12 protein-coding genes and 1 pseudogene are annotated in these 20,649 nt (G+C 50.1%); 7 read left to right on the top strand and 6 right to left on the bottom strand.

The annotated features are described in order from the left end of the window. Window positions 1–236 precede the first annotated feature (236 nt). Window positions 237–1,019 carry an AraC family transcriptional regulator gene (locus tag AGA_RS09220; protein ID WP_059023973.1) on the bottom strand — a complete coding sequence of 261 codons (783 nt, stop codon included), beginning with the start codon at window positions 1,017–1,019 and terminating at the stop codon, window positions 237–239. 477 nt (window positions 1,020–1,496) lie between these two features. Between AGA_RS09220 and AGA_RS14145 the strand changes: the two genes are divergently transcribed. The 5 genes and pseudogenes from AGA_RS14145 to AGA_RS09235 all read left to right on the top strand — a co-directional run bounded on the left by AGA_RS14145 (window position 1,497) and on the right by AGA_RS09235 (window position 14,071). Then, window positions 1,497–3,434 carry a hypothetical protein gene (locus AGA_RS14145; RefSeq protein WP_231945773.1) on the top strand — a complete coding sequence of 646 codons (1,938 nt, stop codon included), beginning with the start codon at window positions 1,497–1,499 and terminating at the stop codon, window positions 3,432–3,434. A 1,974-nt stretch (window positions 3,435–5,408) separates the two neighbouring features. Next, window positions 5,409–9,743 (top strand): annotated as a pseudogene (locus AGA_RS14150) (GH36-type glycosyl hydrolase domain-containing protein); the annotation flags it as partial. After that, window positions 9,723–9,998 (top strand): glycosyl hydrolase family 65 protein, encoded by a 276-nt coding sequence (locus AGA_RS14485; RefSeq protein WP_408735973.1) that lies wholly within the window; start codon window positions 9,723–9,725, stop codon window positions 9,996–9,998. The pseudogene AGA_RS14150 and the gene AGA_RS14485, both read left to right, overlap by 21 nt. 520 nt (window positions 9,999–10,518) lie before the next feature. Further along, window positions 10,519–12,000, top strand: coding sequence for a methyl-accepting chemotaxis protein (locus tag AGA_RS09230; RefSeq protein ID WP_059023975.1), 1,482 nt, complete (start codon window positions 10,519–10,521; stop codon window positions 11,998–12,000). A gap of 181 nt (window positions 12,001–12,181) precedes the next feature. Continuing rightward, window positions 12,182–14,071, top strand: a complete 1,890-nt coding sequence (locus tag AGA_RS09235) for an N-acyl-D-amino-acid deacylase family protein (RefSeq protein WP_059023976.1) — start codon at window positions 12,182–12,184, stop codon at window positions 14,069–14,071. A 12-nt stretch (window positions 14,072–14,083) separates the two neighbouring features. On the opposite strand, the gene AGA_RS09240 is transcribed toward AGA_RS09235, so the two are convergent. Next, window positions 14,084–14,986 (bottom strand): LysR family transcriptional regulator, encoded by a 903-nt coding sequence (locus AGA_RS09240; RefSeq protein WP_059023977.1) that lies wholly within the window; start codon window positions 14,984–14,986, stop codon window positions 14,084–14,086. A 132-nt stretch (window positions 14,987–15,118) separates the two neighbouring features. On the opposite strand from AGA_RS09240, the gene AGA_RS09245 reads away from it, so the two are divergent. Both AGA_RS09245 and AGA_RS13845 read left to right on the top strand, forming a co-directional pair. Further along, on the top strand, window positions 15,119–16,171 hold the full coding sequence (locus tag AGA_RS09245; RefSeq protein ID WP_059023979.1) for an aromatic ring-hydroxylating dioxygenase subunit alpha: 1,053 nt from the start codon (window positions 15,119–15,121) through the stop codon (window positions 16,169–16,171). Window positions 16,172–16,338: 167 nt separating this feature from the next. Further along, the gene (locus AGA_RS13845) at window positions 16,339–16,491 is read left to right on the top strand and encodes a hypothetical protein (RefSeq protein ID WP_172793734.1); all 153 of its coding nucleotides are present in this window, start codon (window positions 16,339–16,341) and stop codon (window positions 16,489–16,491) included. A 77-nt stretch (window positions 16,492–16,568) separates the two neighbouring features. On the opposite strand, the gene AGA_RS09250 is transcribed toward AGA_RS13845, so the two are convergent. The 4 genes from AGA_RS09250 to cydB form a co-directional block, all read right to left on the bottom strand. Next, entirely contained in the window at window positions 16,569–18,872 is a 2,304-nt protein-coding gene (locus AGA_RS09250; RefSeq protein ID WP_059023982.1) for an FdhF/YdeP family oxidoreductase, read from the bottom strand. A gap of 25 nt (window positions 18,873–18,897) precedes the next feature. After that, window positions 18,898–19,431 carry a nitrate reductase associated protein gene (locus AGA_RS09255; RefSeq protein ID WP_059023984.1) on the bottom strand — a complete coding sequence of 178 codons (534 nt, stop codon included), beginning with the start codon at window positions 19,429–19,431 and terminating at the stop codon, window positions 18,898–18,900. A 61-nt stretch (window positions 19,432–19,492) separates the two neighbouring features. Further along, window positions 19,493–19,642 carry a DUF2474 domain-containing protein gene (locus AGA_RS13750; RefSeq protein WP_157065340.1) on the bottom strand — a complete coding sequence of 50 codons (150 nt, stop codon included), beginning with the start codon at window positions 19,640–19,642 and terminating at the stop codon, window positions 19,493–19,495. After that, window positions 19,629–20,648: a cytochrome d ubiquinol oxidase subunit II gene (cydB, locus tag AGA_RS09260; RefSeq protein ID WP_059023986.1), complete on the bottom strand. Its 1,020-nt coding sequence runs from the start codon at window positions 20,646–20,648 to the stop codon at window positions 19,629–19,631. Before cydB ends, AGA_RS13750 begins: the two co-directional genes overlap by 14 nt. Window position 20,649 lies beyond the last annotated feature (1 nt).

The raw sequence follows: 20,649 nt of genomic DNA on the forward strand, positions 1-20,649 counted from the left end.
GTGGCAGCTATCGGCATTTTTGTTAATAATGATACTTAATTGCGCTCCTATCCATGTTCGGAATGAGTATCAAGTAGAGCGTCAAGCATTGGCCCAAACACGATAGAATTCTGCCTGAACGCCAAAGTCCGGTTGCCGAACATCTGCAACCGGTTTTCATTAACCCCGTCTGGGGCCTGCTTTGGTTTGAAGCAAAAAAGAAGCCGCTACTGGCTTACCTTCTGCACCACGCCCAATTACGGAAGTGGTGCCGGTATTGAACTGAAGCGGAGTGAACTGGGGGCCACGCCGAATGTGCGATGGAACATTGTGCTAAAACTGCCTGCGTTGTCATACCCGAGGTCAAACGCCACTTTGGCAATTGATTGCCCGGCCGCAATCCGTGAGGCGGCCTCAACCACCCGCACCCGACGACGCCATGCCGCAAAACCCATGCCCATTTCCTGCTGGAAAAGGCGGGTAAAAGTGCGGCGTGCCATGCCAGCCTCGCGGGCCCAATAATCAATATCGTGCCCATCTCCCGGTTGCGCAATAATTGCTTCGCAAACCCGCCGCAACCGATGGTCAGATGGAAAAAGCAGCCTTTCAGCTATGCGCCGCCCTCGCCTTACTTCGTCTACCAAAAGCCGAGCAATAGCGGACATGCGTTCATCCATGGTAAACTGGAAGGTCATCGCGATAATCTCATCCACCAACCCACGGATGAGGGAAGATGCTTCAAACATCTTGCTCGGCAGCAGGTCCGGTCCGATCAGACTGGAGTCAACGTAAACAACCTGAAAAGCCAGATCAGTCCGACAGGTTGCCTGATGGAGTGTATTAGCCGGAAGCCACATACCCTGACCCGGCCCGAGCACAAAGCTCTCATCCTGAGTGTTGATCGTCACGCTGCCTGCCAAAAACAACGATAACTGTGCCCGATCATGCACATGGAACGCATCAACAAAGCCACCAGTATAACAATCTGCAAACCCCACGACGGGCGGGGGATGATGTGGCAGGTCGGCTGTACGCTTCATAATATTATGATCCAGTCCATTTCTGACAACATCCCCTAATGAACAGCTCCGGGTTAAGCGCAAAAATTACTCTTGCTCCTCCAAGAAGGCATCAGGCCTGCGAGAACGATACACGGAACTCTCGGCTCATCTCGCTCTCTATTTCTTACAAAAAGTATAATCCGTCAGAAACATGGACAGGTGCCATACACTCCAACAAAAATGAGCACAACATCAATATGATAACGGCGGACAGAATACCAATGGGCATAATAAATGGACACATACATGCATAGACTTTTTGACCATGGAAACTTTTTAATCGTCCCTAGCGTTTCCTAATATAGAATTAAGTTAATTAGCCGACATTACCACAACCATTACAGTACATATAAAAATAAAAATCGTTATAATTCAATATTTTAAAACGATATTATTACTTATTAAATTCCATAAGAAATATCTACTAAAAAACAAGATCCATGAAGGACGTCACACATGACTGCTTTTTTCAAAAAAAAGTCTGCTCCTATTTTATTGTGGCAGGATGATGCAATCATTCGGTCTGATTTTCTTGGTGTGGACCAAATTTTGCTCCACGCACAGGAACTCTCCCATGCTCACGCAAATTCACTTTTCAGCCACAAAAATAATTTTTTGATCGAAAGATTAAATAATAACGCAAAAACACTTCTGCAATCCAATATCCTTCTCTCTCAGGCATCATTAAATGGGGACCAAATTACGCCTGCGGCAGAGTGGTTTATTGATAACTACTACTTTATGAATGCACAGATACAGAACATAAAATTCGACTTACCTCCTTCTTATTATAATGATCTTCCAAAAATTTCAGATGGACCATTTGCTCATCTGCCGCGCGTTTTCGAAATTTCCTGGGCTTTGGTCGCACAGGCAGACAGTAATATTGACCCAAAAACAATATGTTTGTTTTTAAATGCTTATCAGGAAAGAAGCCCTCTTTTAATCAGAGAAATATGGGCGCTTCCTACGCAGCTTCAGATTATTCTCATTGAAAACCTGCGACGCATTTCGGTAAAAATTTGTCAAAACCTCAAGGACCGTGAACAGGCAAACCATCTTGCCAATACTTTGCTGCCCGATGCCCACTTTAACAATACCAGAATACTGAAAACCCTCTCCAAAATTGATACAGAAACATTAAGTTCGACATTTCTCGTTCAATTTGCCCACCAGTTGCGAGGGCGGGACCCGCAAAGGGACCCTGCATTTTTATGGCTGGACGGTTTACTGCAAGAAAAAGGAACAGATATCGAGCATCTTGTGCACAACGAGCTGCAAGAACAAAGTGCTCTCAACGCAACCATTCGCAACATTATTACCAGTATGCGTTTAACCCGAAATCTGGATTGGAATACCATTGTTGAGAAGACAAGCGCTGTAAGCAAAATACTTTTTAAATATAATAATTTTTCAGAAATGGATTTATCCACACGAAATTTGTATAGCAAATCCATAGAAACCATTGCCAGAGGATGCCCCTACTCCGAATGCGAGGTTGCAGACAAAGCTGTCTCCCTCGCGGCCTCAGCAAGCCTTGCTGAACATGTAGCCCCGCGCCAGAGTGACCCCGGTTATTACCTTTTGGCAGAAGGTCGCCCCTACTTTGAGGCCGAACTCCAGTATCACGCCCCCATAGGGCTAAAGGTCGAGAGCGCGTGCCGCCGTTGCGGCATAACTGGCTACAGTCTCTCCGTTGCAACCCTATCCCTCCTGCTTATTCTGATCCCTCTTTACCTCATGAGCTGGAGCTTTATCTCCCTTTATGCTGTTACTTTTATAATATTAGGATTTATTCCAACAACTGATGTCATTGTAACATGCCTCAACCATTTTTTATTGTGGGCTATTAAAGTCTCTGAACTTCCAGCACTAGAATTAAAGCGAGGAGTGCCAACGGATTTACGGACCCTTGTTGTTGTCCCCACGCTACTAACTCGGCGCTCTTCCATCCATGCAATGGTAAACCGCCTGGAAAAACACTATCTGGCCAGCCGGGATGGAGATATTTATTTTGCCCTTCTTACCGACTGGACAGACTCTCCGACAGAAACACGCGCCGGTGACTGGGACATTCTTAATGTCGCCATACAGGAAATTACACGCCTGAATCAGACTTACCCTTTGGAAGAAGCCGGGCAACGCTTTCTTCTTCTCCACCGCAAACGCCAGTGGAGCGAAAGTGAAGAAAAATGGATTGGGTGGGAACGTAAACGGGGAAAATTACATGAACTCAACCGACTATTAAGAAACGCTTCAGACACAAGTTTTATAAATCTGTCTGAGCAAACAATACCGCACAATGTACGCTATGTTGTAACTGTTGATTCTGATACCCGTTTGCCTCATGAAACCGTGAGACGGCTGGTCGCAAAAAATTGCTCACCCCCTTAATAATGCATATTTTGATCCCACCCTCGGTCGGGTTACCGAAGGCTACGCCGTTCTTCAGCCTCGCGTTACACCGTCCTTACCAGAAGCTTGGAAAAGCACTCTTCTGCAAAGAGTCTTCTCCAGCCCCAATGGCATAGAACCCTATACTGCCGCAGTATCCGATTTATATCAGGATATGTTTTCAGAAGGTTCATTCGCAGGAAAAGGCATTTATGAAATCGATACTTTTGAATCTGCACTAGCCAATAAAATACCGGAAGGGACATTACTCAGTCACGATCTGTTTGAAGGCGTTTTTGCACGTTCCGGATTGGTCACTGACATTGAAGTTATAGAAGAGTTCCCAACTGATTATCTGGTCTTTGCAGCACGCCTGCATCGCTGGGTGCGTGGAGACTGGCAACTGCTGCCATGGATCTTTTCGTGGATGGGGCTCTGCCCAACCATTCGATGGAAACCACAGCCCCTTGCGGGCATTGCGCGCTGGAAAATGCTGGACAATCTGCGCCGCAGTTTATCTGCTCCAACAGCGATTACGGCCCTGTTCGCAGGATGGATGCTTGATTTTCACAGTGCTTGTATCTGGAGCTTTTATATTTTTTCTACCTTAGCTATTCCGCCAACCCTACCTCTTTTGGTTGATATAGTCAGACGCAGGAAAGGCGAAACGGCTTTAAGTTATTTTTCTCTTCTTGCCATCAATATCAAACGTGCTGCTCTCACAATCGGGCTAAGTTTTACATTTCTGGCTGATCAGGCCTGTATGATGGGAGATGCCATAGTAAGAACGTTAGGACGTGTTTTTATAACCCGTAAACACCTTCTTCAATGGGTTACCGCCGCACAAACTGCCGATGCCCCCAAGGAAGCAGTAACCGGATACATCCGCCACATGAGTGGAGCCATTTTGCTTACCTGTGCCGCTGTGGGCATGATGTTCCTTGCCTCCCCACTGATCTGGCTTATCATTCTTCCATTTGCTCTAAGTTGGTGGCTGTCACCAATTATTGCGTGGAAAACAAGCCAGTACAGCGCCTCTGCCCGTAGGTTGGAAGCGACTGATGCCGAAAGTGTTTTTATGCGTATGCAGGCACGCAGAACATGGCGTTATTTTGAAACATTCGTTTCGGAAGCAGATCACTGGTTGCCACCGGATAACTTTCAGGAAACACCTGAACCTCTTATAGCGCACCGAACATCTCCCACAAATATGGGACTGTACCTTCTATCCGTGGCCGCAGCTTGCGATTTTGGGTGGATTGGCCTTGCCGATGCCGCATCGCGGCTGAACATGACCCTTAACACTATGCAACAACTTCCACGTTTTAGAGGACATTTTTATAACTGGTATAATACAAAAACGCTTTCACCATTACCTCCCATTTATGTCTCAACTGTGGATAGCGGCAACCTTGCTGGCCACCTGATCACACTCGCCCGCGCCTGCGAAGAGTGGACACAGGCAGGACGACGAACCGATACATGGAAACTCGGTATGCGAGACGCCCTGACTCTGGCGCTCGAAAATATCCGCTCTGATGAGAATACTTTTGAACTCTCCGAACTATCTTACCTCATCGCAACACTTTTGCATGACCTGAAAAGTGACCATGCCAGTCAGGTCATGCTGATCCATCGAGTACAGATGCTCATTAGCCGGGCGGAAGAATGGGCGCATCTATTTAACAAAAAAACAGCGACGAGTAGTGCGGAGAATCTTCCCCCTCCGGGAACCAAAACGGATACCCTCCTCTTCTGGCTCCGTGCTGCACGGGACTGCATTCAAAGTGAACGTAAGGATATGGAAGCAGAACCTCTCCTTTACGAACAACTTCACGCAATTGCTGAATGCGCACGCACCATGGCGTTGGCTATGGATTTTGGTTTTTTACGGAATAGCGAACGCAAGCTGCTCTCCATTGGTTTTTCCGTCAACGAAGGCACTCTGGACAACAACTGTTATGACCTTTTGGCATCAGAAGCGCGTCTTGCGGTGTTCTTTGCCATTGCAAAGGAAGACATCCCCGCCTGGAAGTGGTTCCGCCTCGGCAGACCTCTTGCCGCTGTTGCTCATGGAGCTGCACTGGTCTCGTGGTCCGGTTCCATGTTTGAATATCTGATGCCATCTCTTATTATGGCCGCACCTTTTGACAGCCTTCTTGAAGAAACCAGCCGTCAGGTCGTCCAGCGGCAGATCGAATATGGACGATTTTGTGGAGTGCCTTGGGGCATTTCAGAATCAGCTTATAACGCCCGAGACCTCGACTACAATTACCAATACTCCAATTTTGGCGTACCGGGTCTTGGTATCAAACGTGGCTTGGCGCTGGATCTGGTCGTAGCGCCCTATGCAACCGCTCTGGCCGCAATGGTTGACGCCCAACAGGCTGCGGACAACTTTCTGGCGCTACAACAAGCTGGCGCCCAAGGCACTTACGGATTTTACGAAGCGCTCGATTATACAAAAACGCGCCTGTCGCCCGGAAAGTCTGTCTCCATCATCCGGTCGTATATGGCGCATCACCAAGGCATGACCATTCTTGCAATAGCCGACACAGTGCTAAAAGGTGTGATGCGGGCACGCTTTCATGCTGAACCCATGATTGGAGCAGCGGATTTACTTCTGCAGGAACGTCCCCCTACCCGCGGCGCCATTATAACTCCTCTTAAAGAAGAAAAATTTGTCCCTGCACTTCAAACCGCGCAGTTGCAGCCCGGCGGTCGGCATGTGCAAACAGCCAAAACAAACACGCCGGTCACTCATCTTCTGTCAAACGGTCGCTACAGCGTTATGCTGACCGCTGCGGGCTCAGGATACAGCAAATGGGGCAATCAGGCTGTAACCCGCTGGAGGCAGGACCCCACGTGTGACAATTGGGGAAGTTATATTTATATACAGCACACTGGTAGCCAGCACTTCTGGACCGCCGGGCAGCAACCTGCTGGTACGGATGTCCAGCATTATGACGTCATATTCAAAGAAGACCGTGCGACCTTCTCACGCCAGGACCGCAATCTGACCACAACGCTGGATGTTCTGGTCTCAGCCGAGGACGACGCGGAACTCCGGCGTGTTTCCATCAGGAATTCTGGCTCATCAGCGCTCAGCATTGACGTAACATCGTATGCCGAGCTTGCGTTATGCTCACCTGATATGGACATAGCCCACCCGGCCTTTGCCAAAATGTTCATCCAGACGGAATATCTTCCCTCATGCAACGCCATTATTGCAACACGCCGGCGGAGATCTCCTTCGGATGCTGAAATATGGGCCGCCCACCTGATTATTGGCGGTCATAATATTTCCATCGAAACAGACCGGGAAAAATTTATTGGTCGTGGACGGGATACGCGGACACCAATTGCCATTACTGGGCCACAAGACCTCTCCGGTTCAACCGGCACAGTGCTGGACCCAATTTTTGCCGCCCGTGCAACGCTTGCCATCCCTCCCGGCACTACGCAGCACATTTCATTCTGGACCATTGTTGCGCCTAGTCGCGCAGCGCTCATACACAGCCTTGAACGACATCAGGACGCAGCAGACCTTGACCGCGCTCTGACACTGGCATGGACCCGTGCCCAAATCCATTTAAGGCATCTCGATATCCGTCCAGCACAGGCAGACCTGTTCCAGCAACTGGCTGCCCATCTTATATTCCCCGGCCCGGCATTACGCTCTTCGGTCAGTAACATACAGCGTGGCGCGGGCAAGCAGGCAGACCTATGGGGGCAAGGAATCTCCGGCGATTTGCCAATCCTGCTTCTGGTTATTGCGGAAAGTGAGGATTTTGAACTCGCTCGGACGTTGCTGACCGCACATGACTACCTGCGGAGCAAAGGACTGGCATTTGATCTGGTTATTCTGAACGACCATCCCACCTCCTACGCGGAAGATTTGCAACATGCGCTTGAGGCTTTGGTCCGCTCCTCCGGCGGAACAGAAAACATTCACCTGCTACGCGGTGCGCTTATGTCCACCACAACCAGAAACCTGATTTTCTCGGTCGCTTACATTGTTCTGACAGGGAAAAAAGGGAGTTTGCAATACCAGATAACGCAGGCTGAAATACCACTGCACACAAAGGCCTTACGGAGCACATTACTCCGCTGCCATGCATTCCAAGGACCGAAAGAAAACCCAAATCTACCCACACTTGAAATGGAAAACGGCTATGGGGGCTTTACATCTGATGGACGAGAATACGCCATTATCCTGCACGGCAAGACCCGCACGCCGGCACCGTGGGTAAACGTTATTTCCAACCCCCATTTTGGCTTTCAGGTTGCGGCAGAAGGTAGTGGCTACACGTGGGCAGACAACAGCAAGGAAAACCAGCTAACACCTTGGTCTAATGACCCGGTAACCAACCCGACTGGAGAAGCCTTTTATATTTGCGATGAAAATACACGGGAATTCTGGTCCCCTCTCGCCGCCATCTGCCCGGATGACAATGCCGTTTACGTCTGCCGACATGGCTTCGGCTACAGTAGCTTCGACCGCCACGCCAACGGCATTGCAACGACCTTAATCCAGTATGTGCCTCCTGAAGACCCCATCAAAATTTCCAGACTAACATTGACCAACACCACAACCCGCTCGCGCATTCTAAGGGTCACAGCCTATACGGAGTGGGTTCTGGGGCAGAACCGTAGCGCCACGGCACCATTTATTACACAGAACAGGATACAGACACGGGCGCGTTGTTTGCGCGAAACAAATGGAATGAGACCTTTGGCGAACGGGTCGCCTTTGCCGATATGGCAAACCAGCAGACATCCATTACGGATGACAGGAGTGCCTTTATTGGCCGCAACGGCAACCTTTCCGCCCCTAGAGCCATCGTTCTTGGCGGGGCGCTAGAGGGCATAATTGGCGCGGGCATTGACCCCTGTGCGGCATTGCAAACAATCATCAAACTCGAACCCGGAGAAAGTGCCGAGGTCGTCTGCCTGCTTGGGCAAGGTGCCAATGTTCAACACGCCCGCCAGATGGTGAAGCGTTATCGAACAGCCGATCTGGACCACATTCTGGCAGAAGTGCACAACCTTTGGGCCCGTATGACCCGCACCGTGCAAGTTCGGACACCTGACCGCAGCATAAATATCCTGCTGAATGGCTGGCTCCTGTACCAGTCCCTATCCAGCCGCATATGGGCGCGTGCAGGATTTTATCAGGCCAGTGGAGCCTACGGGTTCCGGGACCAGCTACAGGACGGCATGGCTCTGGCTCTAGCGGCGCCGCAACTTGTTCGCGAGCATCTGATCCGGGCCGCCTCTCATCAGTTCATGGAAGGGGATGTCCTGCACTGGTGGCTCCCACAGAAAGGAAACGGTGTTCGTACAAAAATTTCTGACGATTGCGTATGGCTTGCCTATACCGTGGCCCACTATGTGCGTGTAAGTGGCGACATAACTGTTCTGGACGAAGACATTCCATTCCTCGAAGCCCCGGCTCTGGGGAACGACGAACATGAACGTTTCCTTCAGCCAGAAATCTCCAGCGCATCAGCCTCTCTTTACACGCACTGCACTCTGGCCCTCGACCACAGCCTGAAAAGAGGTGCTCACGGCCTTCCCCTTATGGGCACCGGAGACTGGAATGACGGCATGAACCGGGTGGGAGAAAAAGGACTAGGTGAAAGCGTATGGCTGGGCTGGTTCCTCCACACTACCCTCTCCGCCTGGCTACCACTGGCGCAGGCAAGGCAGGATACAGAGCATGTGAACAAATGGCAGGATGTTCTGAAAGACCTTGAAGTAGCACTAAAGCAGGCATGGGATGGCGCATGGTATAAACGGGCCTACTTTGATGACGGCTCTCCTCTGGGCAGCAAGACCAACTCTGAAGGACGGATTGATGCCATCGCACAATCATGGGCTGTGATCTCGGGCGCTGGTTCACCCACTTATGCACAGCAGGCCATGCGATCGGTTCAGGAACAGCTTGTCAATCTGGAGGACGAACTCATCATGGTTTTAACGCCTCCGTTCGATCAATCAGAGCCAGATCCCGGCTACATCCGTGGATATCCCCCGGGCATTAGGGAAAACGGGGGGCAATATACGCATGCCGCCCTCTGGACGGTCATGGCCACAGCCCTTCTGGGAGACGGTGATGCCGCTTACGCCATGTTTGCAACACTGAACCCAATCCATCATGCTCGCGATGAGGAGAGTGCAAAACGGTATAAAACAGAACCCTATGTTGTTGTTGCCGATGTGTATTCATCCCCGCTCCACATCGGTCGAGGGGGTTGGTCCTGGTACACTGGATCTGCCGCGTGGATGCAGCGCGTTGGGCTTGAAACCATATTGGGGTTGCAGGTCGAGGGGAACCAACTTTCCATTGCACCTCATATCCCATCTATGTGGTCAGAATACGAAATCGATTTTCTATGGAAAGAAACAAAGTATCAGATCAGGATCATTAACCCAGATCATATCTCCTATGGTGCTGTTTCAATGACACTTGACGGGATCGCCATAGATTTAGGCCAGCCCATTTTAATGGAAGATGACAAAAACACACATGCTGTTATATGCCGAATAGTAAAAATATAACTTGTATATGATTTTTTGAACGAAATCATAAAACTTCACTTATATATTACTATGTTTTGTTTATAAATTGAATTCTATCCAAATGGAAATGTTTTACACATTCCCGTGTTGTTGTGCTTATAAAATTCACATAGGGCAAAAAAAACGCTACACAACAACCGGTAAGCCGATATGTCAGCATCTATTTTCCAAAATGCAGTCCCTCCAGCATTCCCGTGTGGTTATTCTGAAATATTATAGAAAGTGTAGAAACATGCCCAATGCATGACGAAATATGGATACCTTAATTATTAATAATCACCTCTCGATCAATAAAACCGTCTCGCAGAAATTAAAAAAACTAAACCACAGCAAGGAGAAACCCATAAACCTCTCTTTCATCTCCATATGCCCGAAATAAGTAAATTCCTTATTCTGCGGAAACACTCATAAAACCCTGTCAGAACGAACCTGTCGCGGCCTGCTCACTTGGTCATAGTAGCTATCTAGGTGAGCCGACAAACCATTTAGGGAACTCCTCATGGATCTGCATAAAGCACTACCTTCATGGAACATGGATGACCAAGCTACTGGGCAGAAAACATGGTCTCTTATCCAAAAAGATCTGGAAAACATTCTTCTTCGTGCATATCAGGCAGCAGATGCAACATTAACCAGAATGCCCGCTGATGCGTTAGCCCAAGAAGAGCAAAAATTCGCGTATATTGCAAAAGGCGATTTTTGTGATTCCTATTTTACTGTTCAAGAAAAAATAGCCAACCGTCTGGCAGATAGTGTTGATTACATCCGCTACCTGAGCCAAGTCTATTCAGAATATGTAGCGGGTCTGGTCAACAGTTATCTGGACCACAAACCTCGTTTTGGTGCCAATAGAGAACGTTCGGTCAACCTTCTGGTCAAGTCCGTCTTATCTGACATTTCTGTTGTCATTTACCATTACTTTACACACCTTAACAAACAAGCAGAGGATGCGCGTGCGGCTGCACAGGCAGAACGAGAGCAACGGGCGCAGGAAGACCGCAATATTATTGACGTCATTAATGAAGCGCTGGCAGCTCTAGCCAAAGGCGACCTGACATACCGTATCCAACAGCCCCTACCAGAACGTGCCGAGGTTCTGAAACAGAACTTTAACAGCATGGCAAGCCAACTTGCCAATACTATGGGGCGGATATCCGCCAATACAACAGATGTTATGGCCAATGCGGAAGGGATAAGGCAAAGCGCCGATGACCTCTCCCGCCGCACTGAGCAGCAAGCCGCAACGCTGGAAGAAACCTCAGCCGCGTTACAACTGATCACGCAGCGTGTCAAACAGACAACGGATGAAACTCAAAAAGCCCATAGTCTGGTCAATACAACGCAAACTGATGCAGCACACTCCTCCACTGTTGTTAAAGACACGATTGACGCCATAAACAAGGTTGAGGCCTCCTCAGCAGCAATTACAAATATTGTTGATATTATTAATAACCTATCCTTCCAGACGAATATTCTGGCACTCAATGCCAGCGTAGAGGCCGCCCGAGCGGGTGATGTGGGGCGTGGCTTTGCTGTCGTTGCCAGCGAAGTACGTGTTCTTGCCCAGCGTTCGGCTGATGCTGGTAAGGAAATTTCTGATCTGATCAGCCGTTCCAGTAGTCAGGTTAAAACGGGCGTAGCACTTGTGCGTGAAACCGGGAATGCTTTGCAGCGCATTGCTGACCAGGTCGGCGCCATTAATGAACTTGTCTCCAATATTGCCGCGGCTGCGTCAGAACAATCTGCCAACATCTCCCAATTGAACATGGCCATGGATGACATGCAGGTTACGACACAAAAAAATGCGGCCATCGCAGAACAAAGCGCGGCAGCAAGTCATAACCTTTCCACCATGGCGGATGATCTTGCTCAACTTGTCAGCCAGTTCCGGCTGAAGTCTCAGGAGCACTTGGCACTGACCAGTCATCGCCACGACATCTCCCCTATAGAGAAAAAGGTGGCTGCCAGACTTGGCTCATAAAGCACCTCCCTCTTTCAGCCTTTGGAACAGCCCCACTGGCTTGCGTTAGGGAGACACTTCCATGGCAGGAAACTTTAGCACTCTTTGTGTGTTGTACAAACGCAAGCAAAGCACTTGAGCAGTTTTTTACGTCGATTGCAGGCCCTCCCTTGCCTCCAGTGCTTTCCACACGGAGGCAAACATGCACCATGTCATTTACCGCAATGGTCTTGTATTTGACGGGTACGGAGGGCCGCCTTTTGTTGCCGATGTCATTGTTGAAAATGGCATTATCGTAAAAATTGGCCAAGCGCTTGAAGCCGAAACAGACGCCAAGGAAATTGACTGCCACGGCTTATGGGTTATGCCCGGCCTGCTGGATATTCATACCCACTGTGATCTGGAGCTGGAATTAGCCCCAGAATTACCAGAAGTTGTGCGCCACGGCACAACAACAGTTATTATTGGCAACTGCTCTATTGGTATTACCTATGGTCATCAACGCTCAGGCGGAGAGGACCCGATTGTAGATTGTTTTGCACGCGTCGAGAACATGCCTAAATCGGTTTTAAGCCGGGTAGCAGACACTTGCACATGGACAAACTCGCAAGATTATCTCACTCATCTGGATAGCCTGCCGATGGGGCCTAACGTTGCCCCTCTTATTCCCCACTCCATGCTTAGAATTGCTGTTATGGGCCTTGAGGGCGCTATAACCCGACCACCCTCCCAGCAGGAACAACAGCACATGGAACGGTTGCTTGAGGCTGGTATGGCTCAAGGTTACATCGGCCTGTCCACCGATGCTCTGCCTTTCCATTTTCTAGCCAACAGCCCCAACAAAAAGAAAAAGATTCCTACGCAGTATGCCAATTTCCGGGAACTGGCGCGCCTGACGCAAGTTGTACGACGCCATGGCCGCGTCTGGCAGGCGACACCTCCTAAAGATAACGTATTTTCCGCAGTGCGTAGTTTCTTGCTAACAAGTGGCCGCCTTTATGGTTCCCCACTCAAGACAACGGTTCTGGCGGCTTTGGATCTAAAAACCAATCAGTCTGCCAAATATCTCTGCCTGCTTCTGTCCTACCTTCTTAATTCCAGAATATTGAACGGGCATTTTAATTTTCAGGCTTTATCAGCTTCTTTTCGAATATGGAGTGACGGTGTTATTAACCCGATTGCGGATGAAATTCCTGAACTGCGAGTTCTTAATGAACTGGAAGCAGACGATGTTCAGGGACGCCTGCAAATCTTGAGTAATCCAGCATGGATTAAAGCATTTAAAAAAATGTGGCTTACGGGGCGGAACAAATGGTCTTTCCCCGGTTTGCTGCAACGTTTGCGTCTGGAAAATACCGTTCTCACGCGCAACCTGAATGATATGATTGTAGCAGATTGCCCACTAAACCACTGGATAGGGCAATCTTTGCAAAAACCTTACCAGCGGCTGCGCGCATGGCAGTCTGGAATAAATTTTTCGACTGTCCGCCATCAAGATGAAGAAGATTTTTTTGCGACTTTCTTAAATCCGATAAAAGATGAAGCGGAATTTCTCCTACACCTCTTACGAGTATGGGACACCCGACTACGATGGGAAACAACCATTGCCAATGCAGACAGCACAGTCCTAAAAAATATTCTGTTTAGTAAACAAACGCTTCCGGGTTTTAATGACTCTGGAGCACACCTTGCCAACATTGGGTTTTATGATGGGAACCTGCGTTTTTTTAAAATTGCGCAGCAAACAAGTCTATCTTGCGTTGCGCAGGCCGTTAAAAAGTTAACGAGCCTTCCCGCCGAATTCTTCAACCTCAACGCCGGGAACATTCGCGTTGGTGTGCAAGCCGATATTTGTATTATTGACCCGCAAGCTCTACAAAAATGGAACCCCGAGAAAACATACCGCTTTGTTTATCGTCAGGCATTGGACTGCAAACAGGTCATTAACCGCCCTGAAAATGTGGTCAAACTTGTCATGATCAACGGTAAATTTGCATGGAAAAACGGACAATATGCTGAAGATTTCGGCCATCATGCTTATGGGCGTGTTCTTAGAACAAGAGACCACCCAAGCGAGCGTAGTTTTACCTAAAATAACCTAGCATTACTCTTCCATCCTCCACTCTGCTTCCACACTATCGGCTATACGTCGTGCCATGGCAGATAATGGGCGGGTCCGATCATGCACCAGCCCTAGCTTTAAAGGGGCTATGCCTGTTCCCACAAGCGGCGTAAACGCGACCTGCCCCAGCTTCACATCGTCCATAACATCCAGATAGCTTAAAATACTGATGCCAATACCAGTTTTCACAAGAGATGTTATCATTTGTACATTATTGGCCGTCACAACTTCACAAACATTGATCAGGCTTTTTGTTTCCAGCTTTTTAAATACAGTTGCAAGAGCCAGTGGTTCCGCAGGCACAATAACAGGATATTCAGCACACGCGGAAAAGCGTGCCGTTTTTTGTGTCGCAACAGGATGGTTTATTTGACTTACAACACCTAATGGGAACGCACGCACCGCACGCAGTTGCAAGTCTCGTGCCTCCTCCGGGTCCAAAATAAACGCGAGTTCTCCTTCACCATTAAACAGGCGCTGCCCAAGCTCGGCGTTGTCATGAATATGAATGTTCAGAACTATTCCCGGGTAATGCTCTTTGAGTTGGGTTGCCAGTTTAGGCAGGAATGCTCTGGCCAGAGCCTCTGGCGCCAGAATGTCCACATGCCCGCGGTTTAAGCCTTTCAGGTCATCAATCTGGCGGCTTAGGTTATCAAAATCTCGGGTCCATCGGTTGGCATGGGCATAAAGCAGTTCTCCCACCGTAGTAAGGCGCATACCGGTGGAAAGACGTTCGAATAATGGCGTCTGGAGAGACTGCTCCCCCAAAATAATATGCCTATCAATTGCAGAGGCCGCAATTCTAAGCTCCTCCGATGCCTTGCGAATGGAACCATGACGCGCAACGGCCATAAAATACGTTAAAAAGCGTGAAAAAGGGTTCATATTGACCGTTCTCAGTTTGAGAATGCTACCTGCCCAAAACAGATATATCCGATAACATATCGGTTATGAAATAGTCTGCAAGACGGACGAAGAGATATTCCCCCCTTTTCCTCCTTATCAGGAGTTCAAGTCATGACAGTGCAGGTGCGCCCCCCTTCCCCTGAATCCCGCCTCCCCCGTGACCTTACGTTCAATGTGGATGACTGGCTTATTCTGGCCTCTTACTGGCACCCCATTGCTTTGGCGCGCGAGGTAGGGGATCAGCCGTTAGGGGTTACTTTGCTGGATGCTCCTCTGGTCATTTATCGCACGGCCGAGAGTATTATTGTGGCCGATGACCTCTGCCCCCATCGTGGGGTTCCCTTGAGTATGGGTAAAGGAGACGGCAAAACAGTAGCGTGTGCGTACCATGGCTTCCGCTTTGGAGAAAAAGGGCGCTGTGTTCGCATTCCGGCACACCCAGACAAGGGTATTCCCTCCCGCCTTAACCTGCATACCTACCCAGTGGTTGAGCGTTATGGACTCATCTGGACATGCCTGAGGCCTGAAGAAGGCAAAACCGCCATTCCCCCCATACCTCACTGGGATGATCCCACTTACCAGCAGATCAACTGCCCGTGGATTGATATTGCCGGATTTGCCGGGCGGCAGGTCGAAGGCTTTATAGACGTGGCCCATTTTGCGTTTGTGCATACAGAAACATTTGCTGACCCCGACAACCCTGTGGTGCCCGCTTACATGCCCCAGATCACGCCTTATGGTTTTGAAGCCGAATATCGCAGCAGCGTTGCAAATTACCCAATTGGCCGACCGGAGCGGAACAGGACCGGCTTTGAGTGGTTACGGCACTTTCGGGTTCATGTCCCGTTCACAGCAACACTGGAGATACACTTCCCTGACGATGGAAGGCTAGTCATCATGAACGCAGCCTCCCCCGTCTCTGCCCGAAAAACACGCATGTTTGCCCCTATGTGCAGAAACTTTGACAAAGACATTCCCTTACAGGATGTTTATGACTTCAACCGCCGTGTGTTTGAAGAGGATCGCGCTCTGGTTGAAGCGCAAAAACCTGAAAATCTGCCTCTTGATGCCAGTCTGGAAGTGCATGTGATGGCAGACCGCAGCTCCATTGCCTATCGCCGCGCTTTACGGGCCATTGGCCTTAGCCAATTTTTTACAGCCTAAACACCTGACCGTTTGGGCAGCAAAAACAATTTAAAAATTTATCTCTGCTTTGTGGAAAACTTTAGCGACCTCAGCGTTCTCTTAAGACGACCAACAGAACCGCTGGTGGATGCAGGCCTGCTCCACCTTCCCTATGTTCCCACGTAGAATATGCATGAGGTCGCGCCATGATCGACAAAAACAAGAAAAAACAGGCTGAGGAAGAAAAGCTGGACGATACGCTTGATGACAGCTTCCCTGCCAGTGACCCACCCTCCCATAGTGGGGTAACAGGAGACAGAAAACCACAAGATAAAAACAAGGACAAACCAGAAAAATAAGGCTGGGTCTGGCTATCAGGCGGCCACAGAGATACCTGCACGAATATTGGCATCATCTCTTATGGCCGCCTGACCTGTCAGCCAGCTATCCGGATAGGGGGCGCAGATGCAACACTCTCCACGACCTTAACCGGTATGGATTTGGCGGCCGGTGTGCCACTGATCTCGTCAAAATACCCCATCGGCAACAACGGATTAAGTTCAGGATAGTATCCCGCTATGGCGCCTCGCGGCATCGGATAATCCAGTACATTCAGGCCATCAACATAACGCCTTACCCCGTCTTCACTACAGGTTTCCAAACCAATCGTATCACCATTTTTCAGTCCGCGTTCGGTCATATCATCCTTGTTCATGAAGATGACGAGACGAGTATTGTACACCCCCCGGTAACGGTCACTATTACTATAAATGGTTGTATTATACTGGTCATGCGAGCGAATGGTCGCCAGCCGTAACATACCCTTATCGCTGACTGGTTCATTAACCTCCAGCCCCGGCAAGACAAGGAAGTTCGCTTTACCATTGGGTGTTTTCCATACGCGGCGACGCGGAGGAATATCCAGATGGAAACCATGCGGATTTTTAATTTTCTCTGAAAAATCAGCATAAATTTCGGGGTAAACCTCGGCAATCTTGTCGCGGATCAGCGTGTAATCGACCATATACTGCGCCCACGGCGTGCGGGAGGCTGGAAGCGTTGCCATGGCCATCCGGCATACAATTTCCGTCTCCGGTCGCACATGCTCTGTTACAGGCTCAAACACCCCGCGCGATGCCGTAACATTTGCCATAGCATCTTCAATCGTGACAAACTGCTCTCCCGCTTCCGTACGAATAATTTCGGAACGGGCAACAACAGGGAGAATAAGCGCATCCTTGCCATGCACCAGATGCCCCCTATTGAGTTTGGTTGCCACGCCAACTGTCAAATTCAATTTTCTCATAGCGGCATAGGAACGCTCGGTATCTGGCACGGCCTGAATAAAATTACCGCCCATACCAAAAAAGACCTTAGCTGTTCCGGCTTCCATCGCTTCCAGCGCCTCCAGCACATGGTGGCCATGCCCTCGCGGTGGTTCAAACCCAAAAGCGTCCCTTACACGGTCCAGATAAGCATCGGTCGGTTTTTCATCAATCCCAACCGTCCGGTCGCCCTGCACGTTTGAATGGCCGCGGATCGGAGCAATACCGGCCCCCGGCTTACCAAAATTCCCTCGCAAGAGAAGAAGGTTTGCAACCTGCTGGAGCAGACGGGACCCTTCCTGATGCTGTGTGAGGCCCATACCGTAACAGATGATGGTCGCATTGGACTTGATATAAATATCCGCAACCCGACGGATCTGCTCCTCAGCAATACCCGAAATACGGGTAATATCCTCCCAGCTACACTGCATGACCTCCTCACGCACGGCTTCCATTCCCGCCGTGTGCTCATGAATGAAGTCAAGGTCCAGCGCCTTCTCTCCACGATCCTGCGCCTCAAATAGGACCTTCATGATGCCTTTGAAAATAGCAAGGTCGCCGCCTATGCGCACATGCACAAATTCGCTGGAAATGGGGGTTGAGCCGAACGTGCCCATCTGAAGAACGTCCTGTGGCTCCGTAAAGCGGATCAACGCACGTTCTGGCATGGGGTTAATCAGAACAATAGGCACCCCACGTTTACGGGCCTCAACCAAATTTGTCATCATACGGGGCGAATTGGTGCCGGTATTCTGCCCTATAACAAATATCGCTTCGGCATGTTCAAAATCGCCCATAACAATCGTGCCCTTGCCGATCCCTATGGCGGGTGGCAGGCCACGGCTGGTTGGCTCATGGCACATATTTGAACAGTCGGGAAAATTGTTGGTCCCGAATTCCCTGACAAATATGGCGTAAAGGAACGCTGTTTCGTTTGCTGTTCGTCCAGACGTATAAAACTCGGCCTGATGTGGGCTGTCGAGGCTACGCAGGTGCTGGCCGATCAGAGCAAATGCGTCATCCCACTCCACCGGCACATAGCGGTCACTCTGTGCATCGTAACGCATTGGCTCGGTCAGGCGTCCCTGCATTTCCAGCCAGTAATCGCTTTTTTGCATGAGTTCTGTAACGGTGTATTGCTCAAAGAACTCACGCGTCACACGCGCCTTGGTTGCTTCATGCGCAAGAGCCTTGGCCCCGTTTTCACAAAACTCCAGCGTCTTGCGATGATCAGGGTCTGGGAATGCGCAACTTGGGCATTTAAAACCACCCGGCTGATTCATCGCCAAAAGCCCACGGGAGCCTTTAACCAGAACGCTCTGTTCCATCAGCACTTTTGCCGTTGCCCCGGCAGCTCCCCACCCTCCGGCTGGATGATGGTAGGGTTTGTATTCAGGCTTTTTATCGTTGCTCATATTTTAAACCCTTTTGACTTTTTGTTCAGTTTGGAAGGTGTCCATGAGCAGACGGGGCCTGTGATGGATTGATGGATGGATCAGCATTGTGCAAAAGTCCGGCATGAGGCGGCAAAAGTCCGAACTCCCTCATTGCGGGCACAAAGTTTTCATTTTCATGTTTCGAACGAGCAAGCTTGACTAGCGCAAAACGTTGGAGCGGCTGAAGGGCTGCCCATTGTGCGGTTGTCGGCGGTGCTATGCCATCTGCCTGAGCCTGCATTCTAACCGCATCGGGCATCTGTGCGCCTTTTTGCCAAGCTTCGAGCCCACGTGTTGCGAGAGGCCGCAATGGCTCATCGCTACGGAGAGCAATCAGCCGGGCAACCCGTTCACTATAAGCCGCCTGTTCTTGCTCGGTTTCACAAGGAAGATCGGCAAGGCTCCCTCGCTCTTCGCGGGAGAAGCGGCTCCATTGCCTCAGGCTCAGTTTTATACCAACAATATCAAGCTTCTGCCGTGCGATCATGGGAATGCAGCGCAGTGAGGCGGCAAAATCACGTTCAAAATCAAAAAGCATCAGACCAGATTCCAGAACTGGAGGATCGGAAGGCGGGGCGGTAGAGCCGCCCCTCCCATTTTCATTTCGGCACGATCAGATGAAGCAGGGCCGCCCCTCCAAAAAATGCGGCTGTGCTTAAAGACCAGATCACAACAAACCATGCGATGCGCGCACTGGTATGGCGCGGTGCATTCTCTCCGTTACCCTGTACAATCTCAGTGATAGCCATCGGTTTCCGTCACCTTTCCGCGAAAGACATGGTAGGAATAAATCGTGTAGGTCAGGATGATTGGCAGCAGAACGGCCGTCCCAATCAGCTGGAAAAACTGGCTGGATGGTGGGGAGGAGACATCCCACAGCGTTAGCCCCGGCGGCACAACATAGGGCCACATCGTAATGCCCAGACCTGACAGGCATAGAAAAAACCAGCCCAAAGCACATAGGAACGGGCCTTTTGAGTGCCCCTTGCGCAACCCCATTACAAACTGGAAGGCAAGCACAACCACCAGAACAGGCACAGGTGCGACAAACACAATGTTTGGCCAGTCAATCCAGCGGCGTAAGTACGGTGCGTGGAGCATAGGCGTCCAGAGGCTGACCGCCACAATGCCGATGAACAGCCCCACAGCCAGCCGGGCAGCCCACCGGCGGCAGGAAGCCTCCAGCACACCAGTCGTGCGCCAAATCAGCCACGTAGCGCCCAGCAACGCATAGCCGCACATAACAGCCAGCCCACACAGAACACTAAACGGCGTCAACCAGTCCAGCGCGCCTCCAGCAAAGGCGCCGTCAACCACTGTAACGCCCTGCACCACCCCGCCCAGAATTGCCCCCTGACAGAAGGCGGCAATAGCGGAGCCAGCCATAAAGCCGATATTCCACAGCCTCTCACGCCCGGTTCCACGGGTCATAACGCGGAACTCAAACGCCACACCGCGAAAAATGAGTGCCAGCAACATCAGCACAATTGGCAGATAAAAGGCGGGCAAAAGCGTAGCGTATGCACCGGGAAAAACGCCGTACAATACGGCACCACCCAGCACCATCCACGTTTCGTTACCATCCCACACAGGTGCAATGGTGTTCACCATCACATCCCGTCGCTCCGGGTGGCGTTCGAGTGCGAACAGCATCCCGATCCCAAGATCAAAACCATCCAGAACAACGTAAATTGAAATTGCAGCCACCAGAATGACGGCCCACACAATAGGGAGCCAGTATGCAAAGTCCATCATG

Origin of the sequence: Acetobacter ghanensis (assembly GCF_001499675.1) — a bacterium.
Lineage (GTDB): Bacteria > Pseudomonadota > Alphaproteobacteria > Acetobacterales > Acetobacteraceae > Acetobacter > Acetobacter ghanensis.